This is a genomic window from Desulfosarcina sp. (assembly GCF_033791525.1).
GTDB lineage: Bacteria > Desulfobacterota > Desulfobacteria > Desulfobacterales > Desulfosarcinaceae > Desulfosarcina.
Genome location: NZ_JASJGN010000087.1, coordinates 1 through 17,451, shown reverse-complemented (window position 1 = coordinate 17,451; position 17,451 = coordinate 1). Strand labels below are relative to the sequence as shown.

The following is a 17,451-nucleotide window of genomic DNA, read 5'->3' as shown; positions in this document are numbered from 1 at the left end:
CTAACGCTGTTCCAGTTGAACAATTTTCGGGTTCATGAAAATTAACAACTCATTGCTGTCCGCCTCCTCCAGATTACTCTGGAACAGCCAGCCTAGCACGGGGATCTTGTGGAGTCCCGGGAAGGCCTTTTTCTGATTCGTTGATGCTGACTTGATGATACCTCCAAGAACGATCGTATCCCCGTCGTTAACCAGAAGCTGGGTTTGTGCTTCGTTGGTGCCAATGACTGGCACACCATCTACAAATTCGATCACATCATTTTTCTCGATGAGGATATCCATGGCAATCCGGTTGTCCGGTGTGACGTGGGGTGTGACTTCAAGCAAAAGATTAACATCCTTGAACTTTATGGAAGACCCGCCGGATGAATCACGTTCCAAATACCCAATTTCCTGCCCCTGTAGGATTCTGGCTTTTTTGTTGTTCAGGGTTGCGATTTTGGGTGCAGACAGAATTTTACCATTTCCATTGGCTTCGAGGGCTGTCAGCGTGGCATCAAGGGTAAATGGGGTGCCGGTGATTTTTGCAAAATCGAGCGTGAAACCATTGCCGGTCGCCGCCGGATAGTTCATGGCAACACCCGTGGTATATTGAGACCCGCCGTTGTTGATCGTCACCGGACCCACACCTAAATTCCACGCAAACCCCAGTTCCTTGGAATAATTTTCGCTGACTTCAACCACCCGGGCTTCGATGATTACCTGGGAAGTGACCTTGTCGATCTGTTTGGTAATAGCCAGCGCCTGGGCAACTTTATCCGCAGTGTCGGTGATGATGATCTGATTGTTTTTGACATCCACAGAAACAGACCCGCGATCTTTGGTTACGATCGTCTCGAGATGGGGAAGCACCTCTGTGGTTGCGTCGGAGTAGTTGATCGGAATGTACCGCGTTTCCAACGGTTCCAGCGCTTTGATCTGTTTTTTTTCTTTTTGCAGGGAGGCGATTTGCGCGTTACGAAGATCGTTTTCCTGTTTAAGGGTTGCCAGGGTGGCAATGCGAACGATGTCGCCCTCCACGATCATGCCGAGCTGGTTCATTCTCAGCACGAGGTTCATCACCTGATCCCATGGAACCGGTTTGTCAAGTGTCAGGGTAACTTTGCCGCTGACATCATCGTCGATGGCAAAGTTTTTTCCGCTGACTTCCCGAAGGATCCGGAAGACATTCTTGATATCGGTCTGGAAGAAATCCAGCGCGATTTTTTCACCGGTGTACTGTTTGACCGTTTTCTTTAAAATCAAGTTCTCGTCCAAGGCCTCGTCAGATTCAAAAGCCATCTCAGCGAGAGGAACTATAGACTTGTCGACTGTTGTTTCAGCTAGTTTAGTCCCCGCAGCGGCCTGGCTGTTTCCGGTGGTCTGGATTGCTTTGGGGTTGGTTGGCGCAATATCGGCAGGCCCGACCGTTTCCTCCAGTGCCTTCTTCCAGGCCGGCAGATTGGTCTCATCAGCCGGCGCCGGGGGAACAGAGGATGCCTCAAAGTGGACCAGCAGCAGTCCCCCGGTCTGTTCCGTATAGTAGGGCACGGGTTCCCGGAGTTCGATGGAGAATAGGGAGAAATCCTTCATGGATGGCAACTGGATGGGCATAATTCGATTAACAGCGCTTTCAAATCGTGTGGTTATCATCGGACGTTGCCTGAAATCAGCAATGTTGGCTTTCATCAGGCGCAATTCAAGAATTTTATCAGATACTTTTAGGATATCGTAGTCGATGGGGGATGTCGTTTCGATGGACAGTGTTGATCGTCCATCTTTTTCTCCAAGGAAATCGATACGATTCACCCATACTTGGTTTTCTTTGCCGATCCTGGCGCCCGTGCCTTGAAATGCGCCTGATGGCTCAACGGGGGTAAAGGGGGCAACCTGGATAACTTGTGTTTCTTCGGTCATCACCGGTTGTTGAGCAACGCCTGATTCCGTTGTCGATTCGCTGCTGTCGCTGGTTGACTCGGAGATATTTTTTGGAAACTGGATTTTGAGTGAATTGCCGTCTTGAACGACGTTGTAGGGGACATCCGCGGCCAGAAGAATTTCAATGCGCGTGGTATTGGTTTTAGCCTCGATTTGGCCCGCATGAATTGAAGTGACTGGGTTGCCGGTGGACGGCACATCGGTTTGGGAAACGTTTAAACGGGTGTTTGGAAAATAAAGAACCACACCTAAAGGAAGCGGCTGTTTCACCGAGGTGTATGTCAACGGTTCGATTCCGTTAATCACTACGTTTATCGAGTCTGGTTCTTCAGATAATCCAATAGAAGTGATTTCCATGGATTGCGACGGATCAAGGCCGGCCACACCTGTTTCTCGATCAGCATTCTGGGTTGCACAACCGGTAAGAAGGAAGGCAACAAACAACCCAAGGCAAAAAACAAGTGTTAATCTCTTTGAAAATTTGATCCTGAAGTTGTGCATATCACTCTCCAGCTGGTTTCTGAAGTTTTATATCGGTATTTTGAAGAATTAGCTCACCCATAAGGTTTTCTATTTCTTCTTCGACAATCACGCTACTGGCGTTGATTTGCGTCACGATTCCTGAATTTAGACCAATATATGTACCATTTTTTATAATAAACCCTTTGCCGGTGTTATCTTCTACAAGCGCTCTATTTCCAGATGAAGTTCGAATGATTGCGACTAACTTAAGCTGGTTGAGGCTTATTTTTTCCAAAGGTGTTTGTGGGACTCGTTTTTTTCTTTTACTTTTGTCCGTTTGATCAGCTGCAGTTTCTTTGTTATCATCCCTAAATAAGGGTATAAACGGGTTTAGCCGTTCCTTGGGATCGTAAACTCGTTTGGCCACGATTGCTTCTTCTTTGTCGGCAACGGTTGTCGATTCGGGCGTTTTCGAAGAAGCGTCTGTTTGCATATCATCGTTTATTTTGGAAGGATCGGGCTTGCTTGGAGCCGAAATCTTTTTACTGACTACCGGCGCTTTGGACGGTTCTTTTTGATCACCGCAGTTCCAAAGAAAACACGAAACCAGTAGAACCAGGATTAACCTATTGCCAACTTTTTTAAATTGAATTCGCATGGTTTTACCGCTTCTTCTTCTTTAACTTTCCAGACGCCTCCGGCTGCGCATCGGAAGCTTCAATAAATTTATATGTCACCGCCGTACAGGTCGTCGTCAGGTTGGTGCCTTCCTTGTCGGGCTTCATGTCGATATTTCTGATGTTTACGATTCTGTTTAACCCGGCAACACTCTCAAAAAAGGTTGCAACCCCATGATAATCGCCGGTTACTGTCATCGCTACAGGAATTTCGGCGTAAAAATCCTTTGTTTCATCTGGTTTGGGTTGGAACAGAATGAAATTGAGTCCTGAGTCTGTTCCGGCTTTTGAAATACCGGTCAGCAGGGTTGGAATTTCTTCGTTTTCAGGTAGTGCCCGCATTACGATTTTGAACTGTTCTTCAGCATCCTGCATTTTTTTCCTAAATTCATTCAATTGCCTGGCATTGTTTTTGGCGATTTCCAATTCTTTTTCAATTCTTGTCAAATTGGCCTTGAGTTGGTCGATTTTTTTAAATTTTGGCAGATATGAAAAGTAGACAAAAGCACCGATAAGCAATATCAACACACCTGCCCAGATAGCGATCCGTTGGACTTTGGAAAGCTGCTCAAGCTTATTTAATACCGGATTGGATTTTTCTATGGAAACTGCTGTGCCTTTCTTCATTTCCTCAATACCTATTTAGGTTGATCTTTAAGAGGAGCCTTGCGAAACTTAATTTCAAAATTCTTCAGTATTAATCCCTTGACGGAGGTGTCCTGGTTGATGGACAGAAGTTTGACACCCACATATTTTAAAGACGTTTCAATTCGGGTCATGTATTCCGCAATCGTCGGGTTGTCCAGAGCGATTCCGACTACCTTGACATTTCCGGATTTTTCCTCCAATCCCGTGAGCCACATTCGCTTTTCTATTACCAGTTTTGACATGTCAGCGAGCAGCTCGACGGGTGCCTTTCTGGTAAGATCCAGGGATTTGATGACTTCAATTTTTTGGTTCAGAATCGCCAGCTTTTTCTTTATTTCCGCTATCTCTTGGTTGATTTTGTTGTACTTTTCAACCTGTGCCTTGGTTTCTGCAACCTGGCGGTTCAGCGATTCTATTTTGCCGGACAATAAATAGTTGAACCAGGCGGCAACAATCACAACAAAGACAAGTGACAACAGGAATATGGAAACTTGTCGCCTGATATTCTCTTTTTTTCTTGCGGCTCGAAATGGGAGTAAATTAATGCGTATCATTTGTCATCAACTTTTCTCGTTGCCAGTCCCATGCTGATTGAGGCTTGGGGGGCTATGCGTTTTAGAAATTCCACATCAAACCGGTTCTCATCTATTTGAAGCCCATCAAAGGGGTTTATGGTGGCCACTTCAGCAGAGGTCTCGACAGATAACAACTGTCTGAACTCTTTTATGTTGCCACCACCACCACTAAGAATTATTTTTTTTATTTGATCATCGGGATAGGTTGAATAAAAAAAGTCCAATGCCCGCCTGATCTCCGTGCACCAATCTGAAACGACAGAGGAAACTATGTCGGAAAGATCTCCAGCGGTTATTTTCTCGGATTGGTCGCCAAACTTAATCTGCTCTGCTTCCTCAATGGAACAGTCGATGAGCGATGCGATTTTCTGGTTGATCTGGCTGCATCCGAGTGAAACGTCTCTCATGAAGACCGAGGATTTGCCTTTTAAAATATTCAGTGAGGTCTTGCTTGCTCCGATGTCGATCAGTGCAATGTTCTCATCTTCAGCGGGGGAATAATTAAACTCATAAATATTTTGAAGGGCAAAAGCATCAACGTCAATGATGCACGGGCTCAATCCCGCCATCTGGGCAAGATTCACGTAGTCATTGACCATTTCTTTTTTTGCAGCAACCAACAGTACATTCATCTGGTTGGGGTTGCTCTCATTTTCACCCAGAATTTGAAAATCCAAATTTACATCAGATATATCAAATGGGATGTATTGTTCCGCCTCAAAACTGATGGTGTCCTGAAGCTGCTCCTCCGGCATTGACTGAACATTGATCTTTTTTACAATGACCGAATATCCGCCAACTGAGAGGGCAACATTATGGCCTTTTATGCCATAGTTCTTAAATAATTGACGGATAGTCTCTGAAACCTGTTCGGCATCTTTTATTGCACCATCTTCGATAAGGCCCGGTGCGATGTCGATGATTCCGAACCGTTCAAGAGAAATTCCCTTCTTCGTTTCGGAGATTTCCGCCGCTTTAATAGATCTGGACCCGATGTCAAGGCCAACTATTCGGTCTTTTTTTCCAAAAAACATGGTTAGCTCTTTTATTCACCAAAGATTTTTTTACTGTCCGAAAGGCTGTAACCTAGCGCCAGCAAGATTTTCCTTTTGGTTTCCAGCCGACACGGCTTCCCTTCTTCAATCCGCGTAATCGTAATAGGAGAGACATTCGCTTCTCTCGCCAGTTCCGATTTGCTCATCAAAAGGGATTCTCTTATTTTTTTTAACGAATTTTTAACCATTTGATCCATCGTCTTATGGCAATCAAAAAAGTAATAACAGCGTTCGCTTTTCAAAGAAGGATTGGGTTTTCTGTTTGTCGGTTTGATCGGAAACGCCAATCCTTGTTTCCGATTTAAGACCGAAAAAAAGTCGTTGTCAAGTAAAATTATACGACTTTTATGCATAATTTTGTATATTTAATATATATTGTGGCTCCATATCGATAATTACCCTTATCTTGTGTGGCATCGGAGTCACTTTTTTCATTTTTAAAATGGACCTCATTTTATTCATTACCTAAAGGCCTTTTTTAAATGGATCTGGGTGTTTATTTCACAGCACATTGACATGATCCTCAGGTTTCTTTATATGGCACTATACGTTAGCTTGTTGTTAGCCATCTAATTCGGCACTAACATCGAATACTTTAGGACAATATCGATTCCTCCCAAAAAAAATTGAAATACGGTGTTTCCAGCATATGGTGATTGATGTGACGAAGTGGTGTAATCGGCCGGCATGCATAATGCTTTATTGATCAATCCCATAAGATTGATGAACTCGTAACAAGTCGCATTTCCGGCGGATTCGTAAGAAGCCCGAGATCAAGGCTTGCAAATCTCGAGAATACCGCTGTCGCGGGTGCCGAAGGCAGCGGACTGATGGTACGCCGCAGTGACGAGGGATGAAGCGTAACGCAGATATCGGGCTTTTTACGAATCCGTCAAGATTGATTCACCATCAGATTCAACGGCTGACCTGCCATTCATGGCAGCCACGGAAACATGATGAAACCGTCCAGCATTGCAGAACGGGCAAAACCCTTTCGTCTGGTAAAATATTTTACTTTTACCAGTCTCATTGTCATTTTTATCGGTACCATCATCCTTTCCCTGCTCAACACCCACTGGGTCCGTTCAATGCAATACCAGAAAAGCGAAGACTATGCGTTACTGCTCATCGAAAACCTGAATCACCAGGTTTTTTTGCAGTTTATTCTTCCCGTGGGGTTAAAGTATGGAAAAATCGAACTGAGGAACCAGGAACAATTCGAAAGAATGGACAGTGTCGTCCGCAGTACGCTGCACAGTTTCAAGGTTGAAATGGTTAATATTTACAGCAAAAATGACATCATTGCATACAGTTTTTCACCTGAACTGGTGGGAATGGAAAATCTTGGAGGAACGTTCTATAAAAATGCGCTGGACGGGCAATCATCCTCAAAACTCGTTCAAAACGGTGGTTTCTGGGAAATTTTTCTGGGGATTCCAAAGGAGATTAAGATCATCACCTTTGCCCCATTAAGGGCGGAGAAGCCTTTGTCTCCGATATCTGGACCGGTATTGGGTGTCGTCGAAATCAGGCAGGATCTATCCCGCGATTACCGGAAAATATTTAAGTTTCAGGTAGTTGTGATTGGCACTATCAGCGTTGTCATGGGGATTTTGCTGCTTACTTTGATTTACGTAGTCAAACGGGGCGAGGGGATCATCGAAAAGCGGGCTTTCGAGCGGATACGGCTCAAAGATCAGTTGGCCCAAGCCAAGCATTTGTCTTCCCTTGGCGAGATGGTCGCCGGTGTTTCCCACGAGATCAGAAACCCGCTGGGGATAATCAGCAGTTCTGCAGAATTGTTGAAAAAGAAAATGGCCCCGCAGGACAACCTGAATGCCATCGCAGATATTGTTGTTACGGAAGCACGGCGCCTGAACAATATCATCACCGATTTTTTAAACTACGCGCGACCCAAAAAGCCCAACCGGCGTGCATGCCGAGTCGATGAAGTGATTTCCAAAAATATCCATTTCCTCGAACATCAGATAAAAGAAAACGGATACGTTATCAGGACTTTTGTCGATGACGAGATTCCCGTTATCATGGCCGATGGAGACATGCTTTATCAGGCCTTTCTCAACCTGTTTATCAATGGGATGCAGGCGATGCCCCGAGGCGGTGCCATTGACGTGACCATTGAGGCGGGTGATGGCTTTTTATGGGTTTATATCGAAGATGAGGGAGAGGGTGTTTCCGTACCGGTCATGGAAAAGATTTGGGATCCGTTTTTTACTACGAAGGAAAAAGGGACTGGGTTGGGGTTGGGGATCGTAAGAAACATTATCGAAGGCCATGATGGAATGATTCGGATCGATAACCGCAGTGAAAAAGGGGCCCGGGTTTCCGTAAAATTTCCGTTAAGTCAGGAGGCCAAATAATGGAAACGATCCTCATCGTTGACGATGAAATAAATTATACGCTTATCCTTGCAGCCGTGCTGGAAGATGAGGGTTTTGAGACGCTTACTGCCAACAGCGGCCCAGAGGCGATGGCCACCCTTGCCGAATCCGACGTCGATCTGGTGCTGACGGATATGAAAATGCCAGCCATGGATGGCATTGATCTTCTTGAGCGCATCAAGAAAGAAGATGCGGATCTTCCGGTAATCATGATGACTGCCCATGGCACCGTTGAAAAGGCTGTGGAAGCCATGCAGAAAGGCGCATATAATTATATTCTCAAGCCTTTTGACAATGAGCGGCTTGTTCTTTATACGAACAAGGCGATTTCCATGTACCGTGTGGTCAAAGAGAACCGCCAACTCAGACGTGCGGTAGAGGGCCGCTACAGCTTCCACAATATTATCGGCAAGAGCAAGGCCATGCAGGATGTTTTTCATATCATCCGAAAAGTCGCGCCGGCTGCGGCAACGGTCCTCCTCGAAGGTTCGAGCGGAACGGGAAAAGAACTGGTGGCCAACGCCCTGCATTTTAACAGTCCAAGAAAGGACAAACCCTTCGTGGCGGTTAACTGTTCCGCTCTGGTCGAGACACTGTTGGAGAGTGAGCTGTTCGGCCATGAAAAAGGGGCGTTTACCGGTGCGGTTTCGATGAAAAAAGGGCGGTTTGAAATCGCAGACGGAGGGACACTTTTTCTTGATGAAATTGCAGAACTTTCGCCGGCCTTGCAGGTGAATCTGCTTCGTGTACTGCAGGAGCGGGTGGTCGAAAGGGTGGGTGGCGTCAAGGCGATTCCCGTTAATATCCGATTAATTGCGGCAACCAACAAATCACTGAAGGAAGAAGTGGCCAAGGGGAATTTCCGGGAAGACCTGTTTTATCGGCTCAATGTGGTTCCCATCACCCTGCCGTCGTTACGTGAACGGCTTGAGGACATCCGGCCTTTGGTGGGACATTTTATCACCAAATACAGCGGCGAGCGTAACGTGGGTTTGCCGGTGACCGGAATTGACCGGGAAGTGGAGCGGTTGTTTTACGAATACGACTGGCCGGGAAATGTAAGGGAATTGGAAAATGTTATTGAACGGGCGGTCGTGCTGAGTCCGGAGGAAATCATTCAGGTGTCTGATCTACCCAAGGACTTCATCGACAATGCCCATAGCACGCTGCATATGGACGGCATTCCTGTGGATGCAAATTTGTACGACACCCTGGCCCTTGTGGAAAAAAACATGATTGTCCGGGCCTTGAAAAAAGCCAACTATGTTCAGGCCCATGCGGCAGATCTGCTGGGAATCGGCAAAAGCGGATTGAATCAAAAAATTAAAAAATACAAGCTGTTCATGAAGGACAAAGTCTAACCGCTGACTTTCTCCCTCACCAGGTCGCCATACATGCTCTCCGGGAAATCGGTTAAAAGCTGCTTATACATGGAGGCGCCCTTTTCCTTCTCGCCGGCTGCCTCATAAAGCCATGCCAGATTGAAAAGTGCACCGCTTTTCATGGTATTATCCTTGTCTGCCGAAATCATTTCAAAATATTGAATGGACCGAGGGTATTCCGCTTTCAGAGCAAAGGCATAACCCAGCCCGCTCAGCACGATGTGTTTCAATGCCGGGAATTGGCTAAAATCATTCAGTGCATGGGTATACATGGTAATGGCGGTGTCAGCGTCCCCGGCATTGTAGCTGATGTCTCCGTATATGATCCGGGCGACTTTGGCTGCGTTTTTCGAACTGTATGTATCAAAAATATCGGCAAAATCGGTCTTAATTCGGTCATAAGCCGTTTGGGGGTTGGAATCTTGAAGCGCGGCTGAATACTTGGCCACAGCTTGTTCAACCAGGGCGGAGGCCCGGTTTTCATTCCGGTGGGAAATCTGGCGGACCGTGACAAGGACCAGCAGCAGTGAAAGAAGGATCCCCGTAATGATCAGAATTATTTTAAAATTGGATCGCCCAAAGGCGATCAGTTTCCCAGAAAAGGTAATGAACTGATCGGGCTCCTTCAGAAGCTGTTTTCGTGTCGCTGCCCTTTTGGCCATTATTCCTCCAATATCTTTTTGATTCGAATCCATCCCCCGGCGGGGATGTCGGCACCAACCACCTGACATACCTCATATCCGCATGCCGAAGCAAGTCTGCCGCATTTTTCGTGGGTATATCCATTAACCAGACCAAATAAAAAACCGGACGCCCAGAGATCCCCGGCGCCGGTGGTGTCAACTGCCGTTCCTGCACCCTGGGCCGGGATGTGGCAAACACGATTCTCGTGGTGGATGAAGCTTCCCTTGGCGCCGACTTTCAAGACCGCCATCTTCACATGTCGGGCCAATCGTGCCAGCGCTCGCGTTTCGTCATTAAATCCGGTATAGGCTATGGCTTCGTCTTCATTGGCGATGAGGATGTCGACATACTTTTCGATCAAGTCCTCGAGGATGGCTTTAGACTGCTCGACTACGGTGAAGCTGGCCAGATCCAGAGAAACCAATGCCCCGGCATTTTTCGCGGCTTTCAGCGAAGCCGTCATTAAATCGGGATTGAACAGCAGATATCCTTCCATGTGAACCACTGCACTGTCTGCAAAGCATTCCTGCGTGATCTCTTCGGGCTGGGTGTCTGCCGATGCCCCCAAGTAGGTGATCATGGTGCGCTGGGCATCGGGGGTGATGATGGAAACCACCCGGCCGGTGGGAAGTGACGATGCCATCAATAAGGGTTCTACCCCCCGCTCAACAAGGGCATTTTGAAAAAATTGTCCGGTCTCGTCGTCTCCTCGCTTGCCGACGAAGCGGGCTTGGCCACCCAGGCGTCCGATGCCCACAGCCGTGTTGCATGCCGATCCGCCCGGTACAACAATGGGTTTGGTTGACGCCTGGTTCAGGATTTTTTCCAGGTCCGGCATGTCCACAAGGGTCATGCCGCCTTTTTGAACACCCATGCGGCGGACAAATTCATCGCTTTCGTTGACCAGTATGTCTACCAGCGCGGAACCGAGCCCAACGATCCGTGTTTTCTTCCGTTTCAGCTTCAAGCCGACTCCTTGGTTAGCGGGGCCCCTACCAGACCAGAGAACGATGAATCCACCCCTGGTCGCCATCCGCATGGATCACATGGAGCCAGTCGCCTTTTTCTTCCAGTACTTTAAAGGGAACGCCTTTGTCCACGGTAAAGCGGATGTCGTTGTCGGTTCCCGGTCCTGAACGGACGTTGCACTTATCGTTCATAACAATCACGGTGTTAATGTCGGCGAGAAGGGAGTTGTGAATCCACCCGCGATCGCCTTCGAAGTCCTCGAACAGGCACCAGCTGCCTTGCTTCTTGACCAACGTCAAGGGATGATATTTTTCAACCTGCCAGATGACCGCATCGCCGGTATCCGGTCCGGAGCGAATATTGGCGATGTCGGTGTTCACACTCAACCGCTGTGCCCTAACGAGACCCGCGCCGGCAAAGACCAGTAAAAATGCCAAAACAATGGGAATTGATTTATTCATTGTCGATAGTTGTCAATAGTTGATTGTGTCCCGTGTTTTAGGGAAAAGCGTCCACCATGCAGGCATAAAATTATTTATTGCAGGGCTTGACCTGAACCATCAGCTTTCGGGCTAAGCCTCGTCCAAGCACGATCCGTTTGTAATCGACACCAATCACCAGCTGCCCTTGTCCTGAATTGGTGATCACGTCCACTTCATCACCCATTCGAAGGCCCATGGCCATCAAGCGTGCCCGCGCCATGGGGCCGCCGTCCAGCCGGGCGATCACCAGCCGCTCCCCCTTTGGCGCGTCGGAAAGCGGGAGCAGTTTTCGGCGTCGGGACATACATTGCGCACAGATCCCATACATCTCCATTTTATGCTGGAGCAGGTGGAACCCGTGACGCTCTGCAACCTGAACCTGAAGCGCCTCCAATTGAGGGTCTTCAAATTCCACGATCGCTCCGCATTTGGCGCAGACCATGTGGTCATGATGCTGACCCAGATGCAGGTGCTCGTAAAGAATTTCACCGCTGTCGAAATGCTGTTTGCTGGCGAACCCATACTGACACATCAGTTTCAACGTGTCACGGATAAATTCCGGATCCAGTTGGAGATTCAGCTCGTTGAGCCGCTCGATCATCTGCGCCGAAGACACATGACCATCGGTCTGCATAAAGGCTTCCATGACCGCAAACCGATCTTCAAAGTCCGTGAGTTGATCCTGTTTGAACAGCTTGCAGAACTGTTCTTTTTCCTGTTTGTGGAGTGTTTGCGGCATGGGCTGACCTTAACGAGACGAAGGGAAAGATATCAAGCTTGACGGATTCGTAAAAAGTCCGATATCTGCGTTACGCTTCATCCCTCGTCACTGCGGAGTACCGTAAGTACACCTCATTCCTCGGGATTTGCAAGCCTTGATCTCGAACTTTTTACGAATCCGTCGGAAATTAGATTTTTTACGAGTTCATCAAGCTTGAATGCAGGTTTATGGTCTCAAGCCGGCCCGGGGATGGTATAGGTGGTACACGAACCGGAACTGCAGGTCCGCGTCTGGGAGCTGGTATTGGAATCGGTAGGCTGGCCGGAACCACCGCCGGTCATCGTGTGATTGGTGGTGGACAGGATGCGTTCCAGTTTGCCGGAACCGCAATTGGAACAGGCCAATTCCATCTCCTCTTGCTTATTCATTACCAGGATCTCCACGTATTTGTCACAGTCAAGGCATTTGAATTCAAAAATAGGCATTTCGGTCTCCATTTGGAAAAATTTTCTAAACTTCGAACATCATCTTGAAATTGTCAAGCGCCGGGTGCTTTCCATCATCGCTCCATCAGGGTCCGGGCATGCTCCAGGGCGGTCCGGGTGACTATTTCTCCACCCAGCATGCGGGCGATCTCTTTAATGCGATCTTCCTGGTCCATCGGCCGGATGGTTGTGGCGGTGCGGCCGTTTTTTACCTGTTTTTCTATATAGTAATGCTGATCACCAAACCTGGCAATCTGGGGAAGATGCGTGATGCAGATAAGCTGGTGTTTTTTAGAGAGGGCCTCCAGTTTTTTCCCCACAACGTCGGCCACGGCGCCTCCGATACCGGCATCCACCTCGTCGAAAATAACTGTCCCCACTGCATCGGTTTCTGCCAGGATGGCCTTTAGCGCCAGTACCACTCGGGAGAGTTCCCCGCCTGAGGCGATGGATGCAAGGGGCTTTAACGACTCACCCACATTGGGGGCGATCATGAACGCAGCCTGATCGATACCCGTGGCCGACAGCAGATTGTCATCCACACGAAGCCACGGGGATGCTGGCTTGCTGCAAGGGAGCGGGGAAAGGCTGACACCGAAGCGGGTGCCGGCCATCTTCAGGCCTTCCAGTTCCTTTTCAACGGATTCGGCAAAATCAGAGGCCACCTGTGTTCGTTCTTCAGACAGGCTCCGGGCCAGCCGCGATACCTGATCGTAATAGTCATTCAACTGCGTTTCACTGCGCTGGATGTCATCATCGGTAACGGTGGTGGCGGCTAATTCCACTTCAATGGCATCACGCTTTTGGAAAAGCGTCTCCAGGGAGCCCCCGTATTTTCGTTTCAACTTGTTGATCAGATCCAACCGGGTTTCCACTGATTCAAGCCGATCCGCTTCGGTGTCTAAACTTCCGAGGTAGGCGCGCAACGAGTCCGTCACATCCTCCAGGCCGAACAGGTGGTCTGAAAGGCTCCGCACCCCGGCCGCCAGCCCATCATCTATATCCGCTGCTTTTTCCAGGTTTTTGCGCACTTCACCCAGTTGTTCCAGAATAGCGCCGTCGGCTCCGTGAAGGGTTTCGATAGCAGAAAAAACGGAATGGTGGAGGGATTCGGCGTGCTTGAGTCGCAACCTTTCTTTTTCCAGGGATTCGTCCTCTCCCGGCATGATATCGGCATTGGCAATCTCCGCCGCCTGGTATCGCAGCAGATCCATCTGCTTGTCCTGATTTTTTTTCTTCTCTTCGAGAACCTGGAGCGCCTGGACCAGCGTGACGATCTTTCCATGTAGGTCCGATACCTGCCGAACCCGTGGTGAAAGACCGCCAAATCGATCCAATATCGTCAGATGGGTTTCTTCTCTGATCAGACCCTGGTGGACATGCTGGCCTGAGATGCTGGCCAGATCTGCGGTGATGGATGTCAGCATCTGCATGGTCGCCATGCGGTCGTTGATATAGATGCGATGGCGGTCGTTGCCGGAGATGATTCTTCGCACCAGCAGGCCATCTTGGGGGTCATAGCCGTTTTCAGCCATGATTGCTGCGGCGGTGGACCCCTCGGGGACATCGAAAAAAGCAGACAATTCCGCGGTCTCATAACCGTCCCGGATCATCCTGGCATTAACCCGTGATCCCAGCAACAGGTTCACCGCGTTGATGATGATGGATTTGCCGGCGCCGGTTTCTCCGCTTAAAATGGTCAATCCACCGTCGAAGCGGATATTCAGGTCGTCGATAATGGCGAAGTTCTTGATTAACAGCTCTTTGAGCATGGTGCACGCCTTTGAAGGGTCGCAATCGTTTATAATCCGACAAATCGTCCCATCATAAAAAAGGCAACGGGGGGAAGCAAGCATTATCGTAAGGATTCATGGGACAACAGGGGTGGATGATATCGTCGATTGATTATTCAGGATATCCTGTGATTTCACGGATTTTTTCGTAAAGCGGCCTAAGCCGGCGATACATTCGCTTGTAAACCTTGTGGTAGAGTTCGTTGTAAAGCCGGTGATTTGACGGGTTCGGTTCGAAACGATCGCCGGGGCGGGTCATCGCATTCACGGCAGTTTCAAAATCCGGATGTAACCCCAGTCCGACCGCTGTATCAATGGCTGCGCCCAGGCCCGACGTTTCGTAAAGGTGGGGCCGGGCGGTGGGTAGACCGAATATGTCGGCCGTCAACTGCAAGGCCAGGTCGCTCTGGCTTCCTCCCCCGGATACCCGCAGACTGGTGATGGGCGTGCGGCTGCGTCGCTCTATGCGTTCCTTGCCCTCCCGCAGGGCATAAGCGATTCCCTCCAGGATGGAGCGGTACAGGTGCGCCCGGGTGTGGACATCCCCGAACCCGATGATGGCACCCTTGGCCTCGGGACCCGGCGTCCGGATGCCCGGTGTCCAGAAAGGCTGCAGCATGAGCCCCATGGATCCGGGTGGAATGTCCTTAATCAACCCTTCGAATAATGCCTCGGCGGCCACACCGGTTTTTTCGGCAGCCTGTTGTTCCGGAAAACCAAACTCTTCCTTGAACCAGTTGACCATCCAGAAACCGCGGAACACCTGTACCTCTATGGTATGACTTCCCGGAACGGCACTCGGATAGGCCGGCAGTAAAGGGATGGGTTCGATGTACCGGCGATGGGTCACGTTGATGGTGGCTGTAGTACCGTAACTCAGGCATCCCACCGATGGGTCGAGACTGCCGGAGCCGATGACTTCGCAGGCCTTGTCCGCTGCAGCGGCAATTACAGGCATGCCGGCTGGAATCCCGGTTTCCTTTGAAGCTTGTCGGCTCACGGTCCCGAGAACCTGACCCGGCGCCATCAGCCGGGGAAGCTGATCCGGACTCACCGGCACGCAGCGCCACTTCCAGTCCCAGGAACGGGCCCACTGCAGCCGCTTGTAGTCAAATGGCAGATATCCCACCTGACTGCCGATGGAATCGACATAATCGCCGGTCAGACGGAAATTGAGATAACCGGACAGCAACAGGTATTTGTGGGTTTGCGCCCAGACAGCCGGCTGGTTTCTCAAGATCCAGTTGGCTTCGGTCTCTGACTGGAAATAGGCCAGGGTGCCGGCAAGTCCGGTGACCTTGAAAAACAGCCCCCACAGCCCCCCCAACGGTGGCAGGCCGTGGCACTTGCGTTGGTCCAGCCACAGGATGGCCGGCCGCAAAGGGCGGCCATCCTTGTCGACGTTGATTACGGTGGCCCGCTGGGTAGTCAGTGCAACGCCGGCGATGCGTGCTTTTTCGATGCCAGGAGTGGCAAAAATTTCCTGGCACGCCTGGCACAGAGCGTTCCAGAATACGTGGGGATCCTGTTCGGCCCAACCGGGCTGATCTGAAAAATAAGGAGTGAACAGCACCTGTTGTCGGGCGATCAGATTGCCGTCGGCATCAAAGATCAGTGCCTTGAGGCTCTGGGTTCCGTTGTCGATGGAAAGCAGCAGATCTTGTTCAGCCATTTTTCACGGTTTCATGCAACGTGTCTTCGCGGAAGATGCCAACACCGGTGATCCCTCCACCGATGATGATCACATCCCCGTTGCTGTCCAGGTTCATCATGATCGGATCACTCTTATACTTTCCCACAGGGAGATGCTCTGCATCATGGCGTCCATCACCACGGTTTCCACTCGCCGGCTGCCGGCTTGGACGGCCGTGGAAAGATCCCGGTAATATTGTCGGGAGGCCGCCCGCGCCGCGGGAATCGAAAAGTAGGCGGCTGCAAGCGTTTTAAACATCGTGGATAAATCGTTGAGGATCAGCTTATAGATGGGATTGCGTGATTGAGTGGCCAAGAATAGGTGAAGCCGCCAGTCAAAATCCACAAACGCGCTGACATCGTCATCGATCTGCCCGGCAGCCTCTAAATAGGTGTGCACCTCATCGGGTGCCTGCGCCACAGCCAACCCGGCAATGATGGGCAACAGGCGGCTTCTGACCTCCATCAGATGGATCACGAACCCTGCTGGAAGGGTGTCAATGTATTTGACCAAGGTGCTGAGCACTCCCATACTGCCTTTTTCCCAATAGTCGTTTACCTGGGTGGGTTTGCCATGGGCAATGGTCAGCCATCCTTCGTTGGCCAGCCGGTGGAGCGTCTCACGAAGGGGGGGCCTGGCCACACCAATGATTTCGGCCAACTGCCGTTCGTTGGGAAGCAGCCTGCCTGGTGGGTAGGTGCCGTCCAAGATGCCCGTGATGACGTGGTGCTCGACCAATTGGGCCGGTCGGACGGGAGAAGTTGCCGATGATTTCACCTTCATGGGAGGTCTCCTTGAGCTTACTGGTAAGAGGTCCTACCAGTAAGCTCTGATTGTTGTCAAGCCTGCCCGCCGGCCGCGGGGATCGGCTTACCTGCCGGTATAGACGTGTGCCGACTGTTCTATTAACCGCCTGTGGTCAGTCGTTTGTTTGGTTTTTTTCGGGTTGAAGTTTTGCAACGAGGTGCTATACTCCAATTCAAGGCAATGGAATTCTCATCTTGAAGAATCAGCGGCGACAGCCGACTGTTCCTGCGCGCTCAGCCCATATTGTGACTCTTTCCATTGCGTCCGAGTCAGGTAAAGGTCAAGCACCCTGCTCCGGGTTTTTTTAATTCCCGTCAGAATCCCCTTTACATCCCATTTTTCTCTGACGGTCGATCCGGAAATCATTATAAAGGTCTCATGGTCATTTCACTGTTGCGGCTGAAACAACAGGGTCTGCACCATTAACCCGATCCACCATCTCCTGCACCGGTCATTAAAAATTTAGGGGGACACCATGGTTAAAAAGAACACATCGGCGCTTCACCAGCATCTGGTCGAAGTCAAGGAAGGAACACGCTGTTTCGAAAACGCCTTTCAAGGTGTAGCCCGGATGATTCTAGACAGCGACATCGAAAAGGTGGTGGTCAACGGCAAGACCACTTATGATTTCAGTATTTTTAGAACCGGAAAAAAGCACATCATCGGCATGTATGATGAAATCAACAGTTTTGTCTCCTA

The 17,451-nt window shown here is 49.7% G+C and carries 16 protein-coding genes and 1 pseudogene; 3 read left to right on the top strand and 14 right to left on the bottom strand.

Features of this window, described 5'->3' with window-relative positions:
• From pilQ to QNK41_RS04245, 6 genes are all read right to left on the bottom strand, one after another.
• A complete protein-coding gene (gene pilQ / locus QNK41_RS04270; protein ID WP_319254103.1) occupies positions 1 to 2,274 on the bottom strand; it encodes a type IV pilus secretin PilQ in 2,274 nt (757 codons plus the stop codon).
• 145 nt (positions 2,275 to 2,419) lie between these two features.
• A complete protein-coding gene (locus tag QNK41_RS04265) occupies positions 2,420 to 3,037 on the bottom strand; it encodes a pilus assembly protein PilP (protein ID WP_319254101.1) in 618 nt (205 codons plus the stop codon).
• Positions 3,038 to 3,041: 4 nt separating this feature from the next.
• A complete protein-coding gene (locus QNK41_RS04260) occupies positions 3,042 to 3,683 on the bottom strand; it encodes a type 4a pilus biogenesis protein PilO (RefSeq protein WP_319254099.1) in 642 nt (213 codons plus the stop codon).
• An 11-nt stretch (positions 3,684 to 3,694) separates the two neighbouring features.
• On the bottom strand, positions 3,695 to 4,258 hold the full coding sequence (locus QNK41_RS04255) for a PilN domain-containing protein (protein ID WP_319254097.1): 564 nt from the start codon (positions 4,256 to 4,258) through the stop codon (positions 3,695 to 3,697).
• Positions 4,255 to 5,313, bottom strand: a complete 1,059-nt coding sequence (pilM, locus tag QNK41_RS04250; protein WP_319254095.1) for a type IV pilus assembly protein PilM — start codon at positions 5,311 to 5,313, stop codon at positions 4,255 to 4,257. The genes QNK41_RS04255 and pilM overlap by 4 nt, the downstream gene beginning before the upstream one ends.
• Before the next feature lie 11 nt (positions 5,314 to 5,324).
• The gene (locus tag QNK41_RS04245) at positions 5,325 to 5,621 is read right to left on the bottom strand and encodes a helix-turn-helix transcriptional regulator (protein WP_319254093.1); all 297 of its coding nucleotides are present in this window, start codon (positions 5,619 to 5,621) and stop codon (positions 5,325 to 5,327) included.
• Positions 5,622 to 6,290: 669 nt separating this feature from the next.
• Here QNK41_RS04245 and QNK41_RS04240 point away from each other — a divergent pair.
• Both QNK41_RS04240 and QNK41_RS04235 read left to right on the top strand, forming a co-directional pair.
• Complete coding sequence (locus QNK41_RS04240) at positions 6,291 to 7,715, top strand: sensor histidine kinase (RefSeq protein ID WP_319254091.1); 1,425 nt, start codon at positions 6,291 to 6,293, stop codon at positions 7,713 to 7,715.
• The gene (locus QNK41_RS04235) at positions 7,715 to 9,097 is read left to right on the top strand and encodes a sigma-54 dependent transcriptional regulator (RefSeq protein WP_319254089.1); all 1,383 of its coding nucleotides are present in this window, start codon (positions 7,715 to 7,717) and stop codon (positions 9,095 to 9,097) included. The genes QNK41_RS04240 and QNK41_RS04235 overlap by 1 nt, the downstream gene beginning before the upstream one ends.
• On the opposite strand, the gene QNK41_RS04230 is transcribed toward QNK41_RS04235, so the two are convergent.
• The 8 genes from QNK41_RS04230 to fadR form a co-directional block, all read right to left on the bottom strand.
• The gene (locus tag QNK41_RS04230; protein ID WP_319254087.1) at positions 9,094 to 9,780 is read right to left on the bottom strand and encodes a tetratricopeptide repeat protein; all 687 of its coding nucleotides are present in this window, start codon (positions 9,778 to 9,780) and stop codon (positions 9,094 to 9,096) included. The two genes, QNK41_RS04235 and QNK41_RS04230, sit on opposite strands and share 4 nt — an antisense overlap.
• A complete protein-coding gene (locus QNK41_RS04225; RefSeq protein ID WP_319254084.1) occupies positions 9,780 to 10,769 on the bottom strand; it encodes an adenosine kinase in 990 nt (329 codons plus the stop codon). Before QNK41_RS04225 ends, QNK41_RS04230 begins: the two co-directional genes overlap by 1 nt.
• Before the next feature lie 25 nt (positions 10,770 to 10,794).
• A complete protein-coding gene (locus QNK41_RS04220; protein ID WP_319254083.1) occupies positions 10,795 to 11,232 on the bottom strand; it encodes an SH3 domain-containing protein in 438 nt (145 codons plus the stop codon).
• Between the two features lie 70 nt (positions 11,233 to 11,302).
• Positions 11,303 to 11,992, bottom strand: a complete 690-nt coding sequence (locus QNK41_RS04215) for a transcriptional repressor (protein WP_319254081.1) — start codon at positions 11,990 to 11,992, stop codon at positions 11,303 to 11,305.
• A 215-nt stretch (positions 11,993 to 12,207) separates the two neighbouring features.
• Positions 12,208 to 12,459 (bottom strand): FmdB family zinc ribbon protein, encoded by a 252-nt coding sequence (locus QNK41_RS04210; RefSeq protein ID WP_319254080.1) that lies wholly within the window; start codon positions 12,457 to 12,459, stop codon positions 12,208 to 12,210.
• A 74-nt stretch (positions 12,460 to 12,533) separates the two neighbouring features.
• On the bottom strand, positions 12,534 to 14,231 hold the full coding sequence (gene recN, locus QNK41_RS04205) for a DNA repair protein RecN (protein WP_319254077.1): 1,698 nt from the start codon (positions 14,229 to 14,231) through the stop codon (positions 12,534 to 12,536).
• Positions 14,232 to 14,364: 133 nt separating this feature from the next.
• Positions 14,365 to 15,924, bottom strand: a complete 1,560-nt coding sequence (locus QNK41_RS04200) for an FGGY-family carbohydrate kinase (RefSeq protein WP_319254075.1) — start codon at positions 15,922 to 15,924, stop codon at positions 14,365 to 14,367.
• A gap of 96 nt (positions 15,925 to 16,020) precedes the next feature.
• Positions 16,021 to 16,728 carry a fatty acid metabolism transcriptional regulator FadR gene (gene fadR / locus QNK41_RS04195; protein WP_319254073.1) on the bottom strand — a complete coding sequence of 236 codons (708 nt, stop codon included), beginning with the start codon at positions 16,726 to 16,728 and terminating at the stop codon, positions 16,021 to 16,023.
• Positions 16,729 to 17,227: 499 nt separating this feature from the next.
• Here fadR and QNK41_RS04190 point away from each other — a divergent pair.
• Positions 17,228 to 17,451: pseudogene (locus QNK41_RS04190) on the top strand (serine protein kinase PrkA); the annotation flags it as partial.